This is a genomic window from Mesorhizobium sp. BR1-1-15, from assembly GCF_020165475.1.
Classification (GTDB): Bacteria; Pseudomonadota; Alphaproteobacteria; order Rhizobiales; family Rhizobiaceae; genus Mesorhizobium.
The window spans coordinates 1-14,956 of the sequence record NZ_JAIUIF010000025.1 but is presented as its reverse complement, the minus strand read 5'-3'; the positions used below and the strand labels follow the sequence as shown (position 1 = coordinate 14,956).

The 14,956-nt window shown below is 63.2% G+C and carries 14 protein-coding genes and 1 pseudogene; 4 read left to right on the top strand and 11 right to left on the bottom strand.

Annotated elements, in window-relative coordinates; all coding sequences use genetic code 11:
- Window positions 1–15: 15 nt before the first annotated feature.
- A complete protein-coding gene (locus LB541_RS27145; protein ID WP_224619994.1) occupies window positions 16–2,397 on the bottom strand; it encodes a transketolase in 2,382 nt (793 codons plus the stop codon).
- A gap of 126 nt (window positions 2,398–2,523) precedes the next feature.
- On the opposite strand from LB541_RS27145, the gene LB541_RS27140 reads away from it, so the two are divergent.
- Window positions 2,524–2,991: an Lrp/AsnC family transcriptional regulator gene (locus LB541_RS27140; RefSeq protein ID WP_140671310.1), complete on the top strand. Its 468-nt coding sequence runs from the start codon at window positions 2,524–2,526 to the stop codon at window positions 2,989–2,991.
- A gap of 250 nt (window positions 2,992–3,241) precedes the next feature.
- Entirely contained in the window at window positions 3,242–4,114 is an 873-nt protein-coding gene (gene ehuB, locus LB541_RS27135) for an ectoine/hydroxyectoine ABC transporter substrate-binding protein EhuB (protein ID WP_140671308.1), read from the top strand.
- 61 nt (window positions 4,115–4,175) lie between these two features.
- On the opposite strand, the pseudogene LB541_RS27130 reads toward ehuB, so the two are convergent.
- Window positions 4,176–4,457, bottom strand: a pseudogene (locus LB541_RS27130) (type IV secretory system conjugative DNA transfer family protein); the annotation flags it as partial.
- 408 nt (window positions 4,458–4,865) lie between these two features.
- On the opposite strand from LB541_RS27130, the gene LB541_RS27125 reads away from it, so the two are divergent.
- Together LB541_RS27125 and LB541_RS27120 are read left to right on the top strand one after the other, a co-directional pair.
- Window positions 4,866–5,120, top strand: coding sequence for a helix-turn-helix domain-containing protein (locus LB541_RS27125; RefSeq protein WP_140671306.1), 255 nt, complete (start codon window positions 4,866–4,868; stop codon window positions 5,118–5,120).
- On the top strand, window positions 5,120–6,445 hold the full coding sequence (locus tag LB541_RS27120) for a type II toxin-antitoxin system HipA family toxin (RefSeq protein ID WP_140671305.1): 1,326 nt from the start codon (window positions 5,120–5,122) through the stop codon (window positions 6,443–6,445). Before LB541_RS27125 ends, LB541_RS27120 begins: the two co-directional genes overlap by 1 nt.
- A gap of 186 nt (window positions 6,446–6,631) precedes the next feature.
- On the opposite strand, the gene LB541_RS27115 is transcribed toward LB541_RS27120, so the two are convergent.
- The 9 genes from LB541_RS27115 to LB541_RS27075 all read right to left on the bottom strand — a co-directional run bounded on the left by LB541_RS27115 (window position 6,632) and on the right by LB541_RS27075 (window position 14,596).
- Window positions 6,632–7,075 (bottom strand): CopG family transcriptional regulator, encoded by a 444-nt coding sequence (locus LB541_RS27115; RefSeq protein WP_140671303.1) that lies wholly within the window; start codon window positions 7,073–7,075, stop codon window positions 6,632–6,634.
- 5 nt (window positions 7,076–7,080) lie between these two features.
- The gene (locus LB541_RS27110) at window positions 7,081–9,069 is read right to left on the bottom strand and encodes a conjugal transfer protein TraG (protein ID WP_140671301.1); all 1,989 of its coding nucleotides are present in this window, start codon (window positions 9,067–9,069) and stop codon (window positions 7,081–7,083) included.
- 21 nt (window positions 9,070–9,090) lie between these two features.
- The gene (locus LB541_RS27105; RefSeq protein WP_140671299.1) at window positions 9,091–10,830 is read right to left on the bottom strand and encodes a relaxase/mobilization nuclease domain-containing protein; all 1,740 of its coding nucleotides are present in this window, start codon (window positions 10,828–10,830) and stop codon (window positions 9,091–9,093) included.
- Between the two features lie 243 nt (window positions 10,831–11,073).
- A complete protein-coding gene (locus LB541_RS27100) occupies window positions 11,074–11,757 on the bottom strand; it encodes a lytic transglycosylase domain-containing protein (protein ID WP_411969822.1) in 684 nt (227 codons plus the stop codon).
- An 89-nt stretch (window positions 11,758–11,846) separates the two neighbouring features.
- Entirely contained in the window at window positions 11,847–12,176 is a 330-nt protein-coding gene (locus LB541_RS27095) for a DUF736 domain-containing protein (protein WP_140671295.1), read from the bottom strand.
- A 35-nt stretch (window positions 12,177–12,211) separates the two neighbouring features.
- Window positions 12,212–12,757, bottom strand: a complete 546-nt coding sequence (locus LB541_RS27090; RefSeq protein ID WP_140671294.1) for a S26 family signal peptidase — start codon at window positions 12,755–12,757, stop codon at window positions 12,212–12,214.
- Window positions 12,754–13,245, bottom strand: a complete 492-nt coding sequence (locus tag LB541_RS27085) for a DUF2840 domain-containing protein (protein WP_140671292.1) — start codon at window positions 13,243–13,245, stop codon at window positions 12,754–12,756. The genes LB541_RS27090 and LB541_RS27085 overlap by 4 nt, the downstream gene beginning before the upstream one ends.
- Window positions 13,242–14,297 (bottom strand): replication initiator protein A, encoded by a 1,056-nt coding sequence (locus tag LB541_RS27080; protein WP_140671383.1) that lies wholly within the window; start codon window positions 14,295–14,297, stop codon window positions 13,242–13,244. The genes LB541_RS27085 and LB541_RS27080 overlap by 4 nt, the downstream gene beginning before the upstream one ends.
- Window positions 14,298–14,314: 17 nt before the next feature.
- On the bottom strand, window positions 14,315–14,596 hold the full coding sequence (locus LB541_RS27075) for a helix-turn-helix transcriptional regulator (RefSeq protein WP_140671290.1): 282 nt from the start codon (window positions 14,594–14,596) through the stop codon (window positions 14,315–14,317).
- Window positions 14,597–14,956: the final 360 nt, after the last annotated feature.

Below are 14,956 nucleotides of genomic sequence, written 5' to 3'. Positions count from 1 at the left end.
GATGCTGGCGGATCGTCAGGCGGCCGAGCCAAGGTGCCGCAGCGGCCGGCCGGCCGAAACCGATTGCGCTGCTGCCATGATACCTTGCGCATCGATCCCGTAATGCCGGTAGAGATCCGCGATCGTACCGGTCTGGCCGAAATGCTCGACGCCGAGCGCGCGCGTGCGGTGGCCATGGACCGATCCCAGCCAGGCGAGCGTCGCGGGGTGTCCGTCCAGCACCGTCACGAGGGCGCACGAGGCCGGGAGGCCAGCCAGCAGGCGCTCGACATGGCTTGTGGCGCGCGGATGGCCATACTGGCGCGCCCGCGCCGCGGCCGACCAGCCGGCGTTCAGCCGATCGGCCGAGGTCACGGCCAGAAGCCCGACATCGCGCCGGTCTCCGGCCATCAGCCCCAACGCCTGCACCGCCTCCGGCGCGACAGCTCCCGAATAGGCGATCACCACAGCGGCATTCGGCCCGGGCTCGCGCAACCAGTAGGCGCCGTCGACGATGGCGCGCGCCAGCATATCCTCCATCTGGCGAGAGGGTTGTTCGACCGATCGCGTTGAGAGCCTGAGGTAGACCGAACCTCCAGTGCGATCGCGTAGCCAGGTTTGGTCGTCGGGCTCGGCCTCGCCGGAGCGCTGCATGTAGTCGAACGCCCAACGCAGGATGACTGCCAGCTCGTCGACATAGGCCGGCTCGAATGCCGCCAGGCCGTCCTGCGCCATGCCGATCAGCGGCGTGGCGATCGACTGATGCGCTCCACCCTCAGGCGCCAGCGTCACGCCGGAGGGCGTGGCCGCCAGAATGAAGCGCGCGTCCTGATAGCAGGCATAGTTCAGCGCATCGAGGCCACGCTCGATGAAAGGATCGTAGAGCGTGCCGACCGGAAGCAGCCGCTCGCCGTGAAGCGAGTGCGACAAACCCAGCGCCGACAGCATGGTGAAGAGATTCATCTCCGAGATGCCCAGTTCGAAATGCTGTCCCGACGGCGAAAACGTCCAATTGAAGGTGGAGGGTATGCGTTCTTCACGGAAGAGGTCCGCCTGGCCGCCCCGCGCGAACAGGCCTCGCCTGTTCACCCAGGCGCCGAGATTGGTCGAGACCGTGACGTCCGGAGACGTGGTGACCACACGCTTTGCAAATTCGCTGTCTGACTTGGCGATCTCATGCATCAGAAGGCCGAAGCCCTGCTGTGTCGACATGGAGACCTGCGCGCGCCAGGGTATTTGTGCCGGCACGGATACGGCCGGGGCTTTATGGCGACGGGTAGCTGCCTGCGCGAAAGGCGACGACGCCAGATAGGACCGGATCGCGGCCTCATCGCATGCAAGGCCCTCGAACATGTCCCATTCACGCCCCTGGCGGACACCCATGGCTTGCCGCAGCGCCTCGACTTGCGCCGGTGTCATCAATCCGGCGTGATTGTCTTTGTGGCCTGCCAGCGGCAGGCCGAAGCCCTTGATCGTATAGGCGATGAAACAGGTCGGACGATCATGCCCGCGCGCCTGCTCGAAGGCATCGACGATGCTCGCCAGATCGTGGCCGCCGAGATTTGCCATCAAGGCGGCGAGGTCTTCGTCGCTGCGCTTCTCGACCAGCCGGGTCACCGGTCCCTGGTCACCGAGGTCGTCGAGAAGACGCCGGCGCCATGCAGCGCCGCCCTGGAAGGTCAGCGCCGAATAGAGCTGGTTGGGGCATGCATCGATCCATGACCGCAGCTTTTCGCCGCCCTCTTCCTCAAAGGCTGCCTTTTGCAAGGTGCCATGTTTCAGGATCACCACATCCCAGCCGAAGTTGCGAAAAATGGACTCGAAGCGCTGCCACAGTCCTTCGCGCACCACCGCATCAAGACTTTGCCTGTTGTAGTCGACGACCCACCAGGTGTTGCGCAGGCCGTGCTTCCAGCCTTCAAGAAGAGCCTCGAAGATATTGCCTTCATCCATTTCGGCGTCGCCGAGAAGGGCGATCATCCGGCCTTTCGGCCGGTCCGCAATCCAGCCTTTTGCCCTGACGTAATCCTGGACCAGGGAGGAGAACAGGGTCTGCGCCACGCCCAGTCCGACCGACCCGGTCGAGAAATCGACATCGTCGATATCCTTGGTTCGTGACGGGTAGGACTGTGCGCCGCGATAGCCGCGAAAATTCTGCAACTGCTCAAGCGTCTGCTTGCCGAACAGATACTGGATGGCATGGAAGACGGGGCTCGCATGCGGCTTGACGGCAACGCGATCTTCAGGCCTGAGAATCTGGAAGTAGAGCGCCGTCATCAAGGTCGAGGCGGACGCCGAGGACGCCTGGTGTCCGCCGACCTTGAGGCCGTCCTCCGACCCGCGGACATGATTGGCATGATGGATCATCCAGACAGCCAGCCACAGAACCTTGCGTTCAAGCTCGGAAAGGATCGTCATCGTCGGCTCCCGTGAAATCGCGGCTCAACGATAGCGGGCAAGGCCTCTCAGAAGTGGCTATTCTTACGCAAGAAAATCAATGATATTGGCTGATCCAGCCAACAATGACGTCCAGACGAGGGAAACGTGCCAAATCCGACGCTCGATGCAATCGACCTTAAAATCATCGCCGCATTGCAGAAGAACGCAAAGGCGACGACGAACGACCTCGCTGAAGCCATCGGTCTCTCGCCTTCACCTTGCGCCCGGCGCGTCAGGCTCCTGGAGAGGGCCGGCGTCATCAAAGGTTACACCGTGGTGCTCGATCAGAAAAAGCTTGGCCTGCCGATCAGCGCGTTCGCCTCAATCAAGCTTGAACGGCAACGCGAGGACGATCTCGACCGCTTCTCTCAGTCGGTGCTGCGCTGGCCGGAGGTTGTCGACTGCTATTTGATGACAGGCCAGCGCGATTACCTCATGCGCATCGTGGTGCGCGACCTGGAGGCCTACGAACGGTTCATCAAGGACAAGCTGACGCGGCTGGAAAACATCGCCTCGATCGAAAGCAGCTTCGCGCTCGGCCAGGTCAAGCGCTCGGAAGTCTTGCCTGTCTAGGCGACCGGCCATTCGGCGTCGGTTAAGCTTCAGCGGCGGAAGCAAGGTTGGGACACCACGTCACCCGATCGCAATTCACGTCGGGCGTGTATCTCCTCGAGCGGCCAGGCCTGATCCACCCTCCAATCCGTCCGCAATATAGTACATATTTTGTACATATAGATTGACGAAGCACCGCATCCGACCGTAGCGTTGAGCGGCTGAGGCGGGACGCCTTCGCGCAACTCAAACTCATGGGAGGACCCCACCGATGAAATTTCGAGCCCGATCGGCTGCGATTGGCCTGGCCTGCATCGCCTATGCCGCGCTTGTTGGATCAGTGCTGCCGGCAACGGCACAGACCACGAAAGAACGCGTCTTGAAGGAAGGGCGGATCGTCATCGGCATCCACAACCGCTCGCCATGGGGCTACAAAAAGGAGGGAACCGGCGAGCTGCTCGGCTGGCATCCGGATCTTCTCAGGGCCGCCTTTGCCGATCTCGGCGTCAAACAGGTCGACTTCAAGGTCACCGAGTTCGGCGCGTTGATCCCTGGCCTGATGGCCGGCCGTTTCGATGCCGTCGCATCGGGCCTGTCGATAACGCCGGAGCGATGTCAGCAGGTCGCCTTCGGCGCTCCCGACCTGAGGTCCGACGACGCGGGGATCGTGCTCGCCGGCAACCCCAAGGCGATCCACAGCTATGCGGATCTTGCCAAGAAATCCGACGCCATCATGGGCGGCGGCCGCGGCAGCAATGTCATCAAGAACGCCATCACCGAGGGTGTGCCGGAGGACCGCATCCTGCAGTTCCCCGACATCGAGACCAACATCGCGGCACTGCGCGCCGGCCGCATCGACGCGGCTCTGTTTTCTTCCCCGACGGTGATCGGGCTGCTTGCCGGCAACAAGAGCCCCGATCTGGAGCGCGCCAGTCCGTTTACGACGGACGAGAAGTCGATCAGCTACATCGCGATCGCGTTCAGGAAGGACGATGGCGATCTGCGCGACCTCTACAATCAGGGTCTGGCGAAGGTCATGTCGAATGGCACGATCGCCACCATCATGGCGAAGTACGGATTTGGCCCCACGGAGAACGTGCCGCCTGGATTGACGACGTCGCAATTGTGCGGAGCCGCCAACTGAACGCCATCAGCAACAGTACCCAGCTGGCATCAACAGCGCGGGCGGCCCCGCGCTAGCGCCGGCGGCCCGCGCTGGCGATGACCGGGTGCGGACCGCCCTCCCCAGGTACGGCGTCGTCATCATGGCCGCCATGTCAATTCTATCGGGCGCTTCGGATCGGACAGGAATGCCGCGACGTCGCCAGGGTCTTGTCCGGTCCGGCATAGAGCACATGCAGGATCGCACCGACCAGCAGCGCGTGGCTCGTGTTTCCCCAAGGGTTGCGCCTTTCAAGCGAGCCTTCGGGATCGACCAGGATGTCGGCGATGTTTTGTACGTCGCGGACCTCCCATTCCCCACGCCGACCTCGAGAAAGTAACTCGAGGCGTAGCCGCTCGGGCAGACGCTCGTGTCGCTTAAGAATCTTGATCCTCGCCGAGGGGCAATGAATCGCGAGTGAGCAAGGAATACACGGTTTTCAGGACGCGTCTCGTCGTAGCGGTCCGGCATCTGAAGTTCCGTATCCTAGGTGTAGATGCCAGTTTGGTTGATGTGTTCCCAACTGAGCGGCGAAATGTGCTTCACAAAGCATCAAGAATGTCTCGTCTCGTTTCAGCTGGGGCCAAGACCGCCGCTGCCAGCTGACCGACATCATACGTGATCGCGTATATCTTCCTTATATACCTGATCGCGTATATCACCGATTTATACGCAACCTCGTATATTGACGGCTAATACGCGATCGCGTATATTACGGGCGTGGAGACCCATCATGACAGACCAGATCGCTCGCAACGAAAAACAACTAGGAGCCATCCTGCGCCGCGCCCGCAAGAACGCCGGGCTCACGCAAGGCAGGCTCGGCAACCAGATCCACCTGCGCCAGGGTACGGTCTCCCGCCTCGAGGCCGGCGAGCCTGCGATGCAACTCCGCACCTTGATGGCCGCCCTCTCCGCTCTCGACCTTGAACTCGTCGTGCGCGCGCGCAGCAAAGGCAGCTCTGCTGATATTGAGGACCTGTTCTAATGGCACGGCGACGGGCTCACATCCCCTTGAATGTCTTCCTGAACGGGCGCCTAGTGGGCGTACTGCGCAGGGAATCGACGGGCGCCATCGACTTCCAATACGCCCGCCAATGGCTGGACTGGCGCGGCACCTTCCCGATCTCACTCTCGCTTCCTTTGCGGGAAGACCGCTATATCGGCACGCCGGTGACCAACGTCTTCGACAACCTGCTTCCGGACAATGACGCCATACGCAGGCGTGTTGCCGAACGCGTCGGCGCCGACGGCACGGATGCCTACAGCATGCTGGCTGCGCTCGGCCATGACTGCGTCGGCGCGTTGCAATTCCTGCCTGATGGCATGGATCCAGGCCCTCCCGGCAGTGTCGAAGGCAAGCCGGTCAGCAACCAGGACGTCGCCGGAATCCTTGAGAACCTTGCTGCCGCTCCGCTCGGCCTCGGCGAGGATGAGGACTTTCGCATCTCGATTGCCGGCGCGCAGGAAAAGACCGCACTGCTGCGCAAGGACGGAGGCTGGTTCAAACCGATCGGCACGGCAGCGACCACCCATATCCTGAAGCCGCAGATCGGCCGGCTGCCGAACGGCATCGATCTCTCCAACAGCGTCGAGAACGAGTATCTGTGCCTTAAGCTGCTGCAAGCGTTTGGCGTTCCCGCCGCCCAGGCCCAGATGGCTGACTTCGGCAAGCGCCGCACGCTGATCGTAGAACGCTTTGACCGGCTGTGGGCCCGCGACGGCCGCCTCCTGCGCCTGCCGCAGGAGGATATCTGTCAAGCACTGTCAGTGCCGCCGACGCGCAAGTACCAGTCGGATGGCGGTCCCGGCATGCGCGAGATTGTCGAGCTCTTGAAGGGTAGCGATACGCCAGATGAAGACATCGCCACCTTCTTGCGCACCTGCATCTTGTTTTGGCTGATTGGCGCGACCGACGGCCACGCCAAGAATTTCAGTATTTTCCTCAGCCCTGGCGGACGATTCCGCATGACGCCGCTTTACGACGTGCTGACCGCGCAGCCCAGCCTTGATACCGGACAGATTCCGCGCAAAAAATTCAAACTGGCCATGTCGGTCGGCAAGAACAGGCACTATTCGATACCTGACATCATGCCACGCCACTTCCTGCAGACCGCTGACATTGCCGGTGTGGGTAGCCCTGTCATGCGCAGGATTTTCGACGACATTGCTGAAAACGTGGAGAAGCAGGCCGACGAGGTGTTCATCTTGCTGCCCCGTGGCTTTCCTGAACAGCTGGTCGACTCGGTTAAGTCGGCTATCGGCAAGCGGGCGGCTCTCCTCGCCGACAACAAGGCTGACGCCATCGATTGATCGAGGTGCGACGGACCGGCTGCCGGGACTTGCTCGCCCATCCTGTTGCCGCGGCTGATCATCATCGTCATCATCGCTGCAACAACATTGTCGTCGCCTGACCGCCAGAGGCGTCGAGTATACCCATCATCATGAAGAGCATGGCCATCAGGCTCCGCGCTAGCCGCTTATTGGCCCTGCAATGCGTCAGGGTTGGTTTCCGCTGTTGTCCATCGGATTGATATCCTCGGAAATCTCCTGTCGCAGTTTCGGCCCCTTCGCCAGGCGCCTGCCCAGGGCCGTGACGAAGGCATCGTAGCGTTCGGCCGCCTTGGCGCGCGCGGCTTGGGCGGCGGGCTCGGGCAACGCCGGCGTTGTCGCCAGCCAGAAACGGACGAACACCGCCAGTGTCTCGACCGCAATGCCGATATCGCGCTCCTGCCTGGCCAGGCGGCGGTCGACCTGGTCGAGGCGTTTGGCGATAGCAGCCTCGCGGCGTGCATCCGCATCCGGCGACAGGAACGAAGCCAGTGCGGCTTCCGCAATCATGGATTGGGGTTGACCACGCCGCGCCGCATAATCGCCAAGCATCGTCATGATGGCCTGATCGAGATAGACGGAGATCTGCACCTTTTTTTTGCGAGCCGTCATGACGCCTACAACTCCATGCCGTCATCGGGGTCCAGGGAAACCTGCCGCGCAACGCCCTGCACGAGGCGCGCCAGGCGTCGGTTGCGGACGGCATCATCGTCGTCGGCATCGTCAGCCGGTTCCATCTCGAATTCATTCTCAATGGGCGCCGCCTTCTCGACCGCCTGCACCCGATTGAGTTCTGCCTGCAGGCGGCGCTCCGATCCCGTTGGATCGCCATCGCCCTGCTGTAGCGTTCCGGAGACTTGTGTCGCCTCAGAGTGAGCCAGGATCGGCAAGTGGCTCCAGTCGTCAGGCTCGGCCTTTTGCGACCGCGCCAGTTCGGGTGGCGGCAACACGCGCTCCTTAAAACTGGCGTCCTCGTAATACCGGGCCTTCTTGGCCCTGATCGGCGGCGCGCCCGCCACCATGACGATCTCGTCAGTCGGCGGAAGCTGCATGATCTCGCCAGGAGTGAGCAACTGCCGCGCAGTCTCTTGCCGCGATACCATGAGATGCCCGAGCCAGGGCGAAAGCCGGTGACCGGCATAGTTCTTCATCGCCCGCATTTCGGTTGCCGTGCCGAGTGCATCTGAGACACGCTTGGCGGTTCTCTCGTCGTTTGTGGCGAAGCTGACGCGGACATGGCAATTGTCGAGGACCGAGTTGTTGGGGCCATAAGCCTTCTCGATCTGGTTGAGCGACTGCGCGATGAGAAAGCTTTTCAGGCCATAGCCGGCCATGAAAGCCAGCGCGCTCTCGAAGAAATCGAGGCGGCCCAGCGCCGGGAACTCGTCCAACATCAGAAGTAAGCGGTGGCGGCTTGTCTTGGTAGTCAGGTCCTCGGTGAGGCGGCGACCGATCTGATTGAGGATGAGGCGGATAAGCGGTTTGGTCCGGTTGATGTCCGAAGGCGGCACGACGAGATAGAGCGTTGCTGGTTGCCTCCCCCCGACGATGTCGGAAATTCGCCAGTCACAGCGCCGGGTCACGCCGGCGACAACCGGATCGCGATAAAGACCGAGGAAGGACATCGCGGTGGAGAGCACACCCGAGCGTTCATTGTCGGATTTGTTGAGCAGCTCGCGCGCCGCACTGGCGATGACCGGATGCGGGCCGGCATCACCCAGGTGCGCGGTCTTCATCATCGCCGCAAGCGTCGATTCTATCGGGCGCTTCGGATCGGAGAGGAAGGCCGCGACGCCGGCGAGCGTCTTGTCCTGCTCGGCGTAGAGAACATGCAGGATCGCGCCGACCAGCAGCGCGTGACTGGTCTTCTCCCAATGGTTGCGCTTCTCCAGGCTCCCTTCCGGATCGACGAGAATGTCGGCGATGTTCTGCACGTCGCGGACCTCCCATTCTCCACGGCGAACTTCCAGAAGCGGGTTGTAGGCCGACGATCTCGAATTGGTCGGATCGAAAAGCAGCACGCGACCGTGCAGAGCGCGAAAGCCCGCGGTGAGCTGCCAGTTCTCGCCCTTGATGTCGTGGACGATCGCCGAGCCCGGCCAGGTCAGAAGCGAAGGCACCACCAGACCGACGCCTTTGCCGGATCGGGTCGGGGCGAAGCACAACACATGCTCTGGCCCGTCGTGACGCAGATAATGGCGATCATAGCGCCCGAGCACCACACCATCGTTATCGATTAGGCCGGCTGCCTCCACCTCTTGCCTTCCGGCCCAGCGCGCCGACCCGTAGGTCTGGACAGTCTTGGCTTCGCGCGCCCGCCACACCGACATGCCGATGGCAACGATGATCGAAAGGAAGCCACCGGACACGGCGATCAATCCGCCTTTCACGAAGATAGAAGGCGCGTAGGCGTCGTAGAAATACCACCACCAGAACAGAGCGGGCGGATAATAGACAGGCAACCCGGCGATCTCGAACCAGGGCGGACCGAGCCCCATCTGGAAACCGAGTTGCCACGCGGTCCATTGTGTCGCCGCCCAGGTCGTCGCCAGGACGATCAGGAAGACCGTGAGGATCTGGCCCCACAGGATTTTCGTGGCGGACATGGTTGTTCCTTTCTTCCAGTGTCAGAGGCCGAGACCGTTCTTGCGGCCAAAGCTCCAGTCGATGCCGCCGTCGCCACGTGCGACACCGGAGACGTGCTGGCCGAGATGCTTTTCAAGTGAGGGCGTCCAGGGGACGAGCTGGAAGCCGAGCCCGTCGTCGATCATGGCGAAACGGCCGGAGGCGAGTGACAAACGCTGGCGATAGGCGCCGGCAACAAAGTCTCCGCTGGCGGCGCGCTTGAAGGGCTGACCCGTGTCGGCCGCAAGCCTGTCGCCAAGCGTCTCCAGTTCCGCCCGCCGCAGTGTATCGAGCAAGCTTCGGGTGAAGATGATGCGTCTGCCTTGCCGCTCCGCCAGCCCCTGTTTGACGAGATGTTCAGCGCGCCGGTCGAGGGCTTCGCGAACCTCGGCGCCGAAACCGGCCTCGGCCAGGGCGGCCGGTTCGCGCGCGATTGCCTGACGGTCGAGCCAGGTCGCACCCGATGCCGTGATCTGCTGATCCGCTCCAAGGTCGGAGCGCACGGCGAGCGCGGCCCGGCGTTGACCGCGCGCATCATCGAATTTTCGCAGCTCGACAATCGATCCCGGTACGCTGTCGCCGGCCGCCTCCAGATCGGAGAGCTTGATGTGGTGGGTGCGTCCGTCGACGCCGTCAACCACGGCATAGGCCGTGCCGATCAATTCGTTATCGAGCCCACGATCGACCAGCCGGCCGATCACCGGCGTCTCCAGGCTCTCCGCGGCCAGGACATAGTTGGCTGAGCCACGCTCGATGCCAGCCGCACTCATCGCGCGGTGGATGCGCTTGATGACGTCGCCGCGCTCACCAAGCTCGCGCAGTGTTGCTTCGGCCCGTTCATCGATTGCCCATTGGCCAGGCCCGGCCTGCTGGGCAAGACCAAGGGTCTCGAGCTTGCGCAGGCGACCGATTTTCAGAGCGTGATACTCGTCCGGTTGCCTTAGGCGAGATGGCGCGAGATCGATGATCCCGTTGTCACGGCTGTCGCGAAGCAACTGCCGATCGAGTTGCGTCCACCGCTCGGACTGGATCTGGCTTTCGAGCCCGTGGCGGATATCGAGATCGCTGCGCGGACCGAGTTCCTGGGTCACCAGATCGCGAGCCCGGTCGCGCATGCCTTCCTTGATGTAGTCGCGCGCGATGACCAGATCCTGGCCGTCTTCACGAACCCCACGCACGATCAGATGAATATGCGGATGCTCGGTGTTCCAGTGATCGACCGCCACCCAGTCAAGCCGCGTATCGAGGTCCTTCTCCATCTGTCCCACCAGATCGCGGGTGAAGACTTCGAGGTCCGCCATTTCGAGAGCATCGTCCGGCGAGACGATGAAGCGGAAATGGTGACGATCGTCCTTGGCGCGCGCAGCGAATTCCGCGCCATCGGCATTCTCCGTCCCCGGCCCGAACAGACGCCCCTTCTCCCCGTCCCGGCTGACACCCTCGCGGCGCAGATAGGTGAGGTGGGTGCCAAGTGGAGCGGCGCGCACGGAATGACGGACGACCCGAGCCTTGACGACGGCGCCGCGCGACCGCGAGGTGATGAGGCGGTTGGCCTGGATGCTGGCGCGCTGACCGCGGCCAAAGCGCGAGCGGCCTGCTTGTACAATCCGGCCCGAGCGCGAAACACCGCCGCCGGCCTTTTTCGCCGCGGCCAACACCTGCGCGATGAAGGGGCGGGCCTGCTGGGCGCGCGTGGAGCGGATACGTCCGGGTCGAATGCGAAACTCGCGCTCATCAGCCATGGCGCGGTACCGCAATGTGGAAAAAGAAACATAAGTACAATACCTTGGCTGCTCCATACACATTGCGCGGATGGCCGGCAATGTGCGCAACGCGCCAGAAAATCAAGCAAGAACACCCCCCCGACCGGCGCGCAATGTGCGCCCTTTTATCCTGCCATCCCTCGGTTGTTGCCTCGTGCTCTCGCCTTTCCGTACGCCCTGACGTCCAGGACGACGCCCCGGCACGATTTGGACAAGTCGCCGTCATTGTGCGGGGGTTCCGGCTTCGGGCCTGGCGAACAGTTCGCGCGCCAGCGAGCCGGCCACGAAAAGTTTGCGGACCAACGGTGAAGACGAAACCTCGACGGAAGCGTCTTCGCCGGCCGGAAGACCGGAAGCGACCATGGACCTGGATGGCACTATGAACAGCGGTGCAACCTTCCAGCTGCCGGCCTCAGCATGACCGGCGGTGAGCGCGCCGGGTGCACCACCGCCGCCCCAGAAAGGGCGAAGCATCGCCACATAAGCTCGCGTCTCAGCCGGCAGCGAACGGCCCTTCAAGGAGGCTTCGTAACGCCCTGGCCCCGCATTGTAGGCGGCGAGAAAGCCGGGTGAACCGTATCGATCATAGAGCTCGCGAAGATAGGCGGTGCCGGCAAGGATGTTGTCGCGCGGGTCATAGGGATCGCGGCCGAGCTGGTGACGAACGCGCAGCTCGGCAAAGGTTGCAGGCATTATCTGCATCAGGCCCAGAGCCCCCTTTCGCGACACGGCGCGCGGGTCGCGGGCGCTTTCGAGGTGCATGATTGCCCGTATCCAGCGCTCGGGAACACGGAAGCGATGCGACGCCTCGGCAATAGGCGCGGCATAGGGATTGTCCGCGGATTTGCGGGAGACCGGCGCCGATTGTGCGAAGGCCCCCGTCGTTGCGTGACACAAGATCAGCATGCCACCGATAAGGCAAAGTGCTTCCCGCCGACCAGGCAACCGACTGACGGAGCGGCTTCCGTTCGCACATTTGGGCGCCGATGGCCCGCTCATCGAGCACGCTCCGGCCGCGATTTCGGCCGGATCCAGCGCAGCGACCAGGAGCCGTTGTCGGATCGGAAGAGACCGGCGCGAAAGCGCCGGCCAAACAGCGGGTCGTCGAGCCGACAAGACAGGTAATCGCCAGCCGTTTGCCCGGTTTCCTTCCAGGCCGCGCCGACCTCGGGGCCGCTGCGGTCGCCGATGTGGATGCGAAAATCCGGCGCTTTGCCGTCAGATAGTTTGGTCGGCACGAGCATCAGCTCGGCATCCACGAGCAGCGTTCGAATGCGTCCGGAATAACCCGATTCTGATTTGTGGAAGACGCCGATCTCGGCCATGGATGATCTCCTTCTCTTGTTGGCTGGACTGAATTTCAGTTTGTCGATGCGAGCCAGGTGTAGTGGCCATCGCCCCGCTCGTCGGTCCAAAGCGGCAGCGCGGCTCCGACGATCGAGCTCGCCGGGAACGGGCCGAAATAGCGGCCGTCGAGACTGTCCTCGACCTTCCGGTTCATGACGAAGATTTCGGCGCCGGCGATGATGCGGCAGCCCTGCCATTTGGGCAGCGCGCGTCCCTTGCGGTCGCGCTCCAGTGCGGTGCCCACCGCAAGCCCGTCCACCGCGATGACGCGACCGGCGCGGCAGACTTGCTGCCCGGGCAGTCCCTCGATGTGTTTCAGCATCGGCACGCCGAGCGGAAGGTAGCCACGCTTGGCGGCGAGCCGAGCGACCTTGTCTGGCGGTTCGATGACAGCGAGCGCGCCAGCCGTTGGAACAGTCATTTTCCTGATCGCATAGAGCCCAAGCGGCGCGCTGGCCGACGCGTTCCACAGCAGCAGCGGCGGCATCTCCACAACAGCCGGAGCGACGGTCGCGAGGACGGCCGCAAGTGCCGCGGCTATGCAGGCGGCGCGGTTCATGAGGTCACCCGCTTGCGCAGCAGAAAGGCGCGGTGCTGCTCGAGCGAATAGGCACGCGGCGTTGCGCCGGCAATGAGACGGTTGTGGGTCTGACGCCAATAGTCCGGTGCGGCTTCGGCCGGATCGAGACCGATCGCCTCGATCGCGTCGATCCGTTGAAGAACCCGCTCAACCTTGTCCCAACCGGCGATCTTGAGCAGGATCTCGCCGCCTGGCCTGATGTAAGGCAGCGTCTGATAACCTTGATCGGGCAAGACCGCGCGCACGATGTCGATGCGCGAAATGACAGTGCCGAAGTCATTCGCCGCCCAGCGCACGATCGCAAAAACACGGCCTGGCGCAAATCCGACGACGCGGCGCCGCTTGTCGATGATCGTCTGATCGGCAGGACGTCCGAAGCGGATGCGATGCTCGATCCGCTTCTCGATCCAGATCAGCTCGACCGTCGTGAGGTCGCCGCGTGGCGTCGATTGGGCAGACGACGTCATGTGTCGTCTCCCGCGCGCCGGCCAACCCACCGCCGCTTCTGCTCCCAACCGTCAGTCCGCGGCTTGCGCGCAAGACTGTTAGATTGAGAGTTAGACTCTAAGTTAAGAGCGCGATTTTCCGTTGCCGGCCCGTCCCTTAAGGCCGATCGCGGTTCCCGAAAGCACGAGGATGCGGTTCCCGATGGCACGATAGTGCGGGTTCCCGATGGCACGACCCTATCAACAGGCGCGGGCGCCGGCTCGAACGCCAGCAGCACACGGCCGCTGGCTTCGACCTCCGTGAACAGCAGATATCCAGGCAAAGGTTGGCGGCGCACGATATCGCGCAGCTCGAAGGCGAAGCGCTTGAGCGGCGAGAGGCTGCCGGACTTCTGATGCAGGTGCCGGATGTCGAAACGCCAACCAGCGCGCTGGCGTCCGCCATGCTTGCGCACCAGCCGATAGAGCCACCGATCCAGGCCGCCCGTCAGCCCGAAATAAGCCCGGTCTATTGTCAGGATCAGCGCGTCATCCATGACGGCGCGATAGAACCAATCCGGCAAAATCAATTCGACGCCAAGCGGGCGGCCGTTTCGATCGAAACGCTCCTGCCATTCATTGATCCACGAGAAGCGATGCCGCCGGCCTTCGGCGGGCTGGCGGATGGAGGTGACGACGCTTGTCGACTGCAGGCGGTCGAGCGCCGCCTTGAGGCGCAAATAGTCTCGCTTCGAGACACCGCGGCCGACGAAGGTGAGCATTTCGTATGGCGTCGCGGCCATCAGGCGCGACGTGCGCAATCCAGCGTCCCGCGCGTTGACGATCTGGCTTGCGGCCCAGATCAGGATATCGGCATCCCAGATCGTCGCCATGCCGTGGTCGGGCATGGCTTCGACACGGATAGCGATATCGCTAGCGCGAAAATCGATCGGCGCGATGCGCCTGGATTTGGCAAGCGAGAAGAAGGGATAGGCCATGAGGTCCTGCGCATCGCGTGGCGCGACGACACCGGGCAGAGCGTGGAACAGATCAAGCTGTCCACGTTCCGACGGCAGGCGTGGTCCTGCAGACATAGGGGAGATCAGCCGGGTCAACGCCTTTCGCGCCCGGCATAGGCGATCAGGCGGGCGGCTTGAGGCTTGGCGGGCAGCACAGAGCCTTGCGGGTCCGATGTCGACGTCATTGCGCCGCGCTGGACCCAGGCCTGGAGGTCGTCGACGGCGTAGACGACGCGGCCGCCGAGTTTTCGATAGGCAGGCCCGGTGCCGTAGGTGCGGTGTTTCTCCAGCGTACGCGCGGAAAGACTGAGGAAATGCGCTGCTTCCGAAGTGCGCAGGTAGCGCGGCGGCAATGGCGCTGCGTCGGTGTTCATCGGGTGTCTCCTTGGCGTCGTCGCGATTGAACGGCGATCGATGGCCAGGATGGAGGAGCGTGGGGACGGTGATCAGGTGCGCAATTGAGGGGCGCTATTTCGCACCACCAAGAGCATTCAGGAGTGGCGCCATCGCACGCGCACCACTGGGCGGTAGCAGTGCTCAACCATCATCGCGCCATCGCGTATCAAGCAAGGCATCCGATGACAGGAAGGCCGGTGATGGCGGCCGGCGGTGCGGAAAGCCTCCGCGGGTCACCGGCAGAAGACGCCTCGCCCGATACCGGGCGAGGCGTTGGCCAGTTCACTCGCCGTTGCGGCGGTTGGGGCGCGACCAGATGAGGCTGTGGCCCTCGCCTT

Bases quoted from the DNA above. Each gene is read 5' to 3' on its own strand.
- LB541_RS27145 (WP_224619994.1), bottom strand. From the start codon at position 2,397: ATGACGATCCTTTCCGAGCTTGAACGCAAGGTTCTGTGGCTGGCTGTC.
- ehuB (WP_140671308.1), top strand. From the start codon at position 3,242: ATGAAATTTCGAGCCCGATCGGCTGCGATTGGCCTGGCCTGCATCGCC.
- LB541_RS27125 (WP_140671306.1), top strand. From the start codon at position 4,866: ATGACAGACCAGATCGCTCGCAACGAAAAACAACTAGGAGCCATCCTG.
- LB541_RS27120 (WP_140671305.1), top strand. From the start codon at position 5,120: ATGGCACGGCGACGGGCTCACATCCCCTTGAATGTCTTCCTGAACGGG.
- LB541_RS27115 (WP_140671303.1), bottom strand. From the start codon at position 7,075: ATGACGGCTCGCAAAAAAAAGGTGCAGATCTCCGTCTATCTCGATCAG.
- LB541_RS27110 (WP_140671301.1), bottom strand. From the start codon at position 9,069: ATGTCCGCCACGAAAATCCTGTGGGGCCAGATCCTCACGGTCTTCCTG.
- LB541_RS27105 (WP_140671299.1), bottom strand. From the start codon at position 10,830: ATGGCTGATGAGCGCGAGTTTCGCATTCGACCCGGACGTATCCGCTCC.
- LB541_RS27100 (WP_411969822.1), bottom strand. From the start codon at position 11,757: ATGCTGATCTTGTGTCACGCAACGACGGGGGCCTTCGCACAATCGGCG.
- LB541_RS27095 (WP_140671295.1), bottom strand. From the start codon at position 12,176: ATGGCCGAGATCGGCGTCTTCCACAAATCAGAATCGGGTTATTCCGGA.
- LB541_RS27090 (WP_140671294.1), bottom strand. From the start codon at position 12,757: ATGAACCGCGCCGCCTGCATAGCCGCGGCACTTGCGGCCGTCCTCGCG.
- LB541_RS27085 (WP_140671292.1), bottom strand. From the start codon at position 13,245: ATGACGTCGTCTGCCCAATCGACGCCACGCGGCGACCTCACGACGGTC.
- LB541_RS27080 (WP_140671383.1), bottom strand. From the start codon at position 14,297: ATGTCTGCAGGACCACGCCTGCCGTCGGAACGTGGACAGCTTGATCTG.
- LB541_RS27075 (WP_140671290.1), bottom strand. From the start codon at position 14,596: ATGAACACCGACGCAGCGCCATTGCCGCCGCGCTACCTGCGCACTTCG.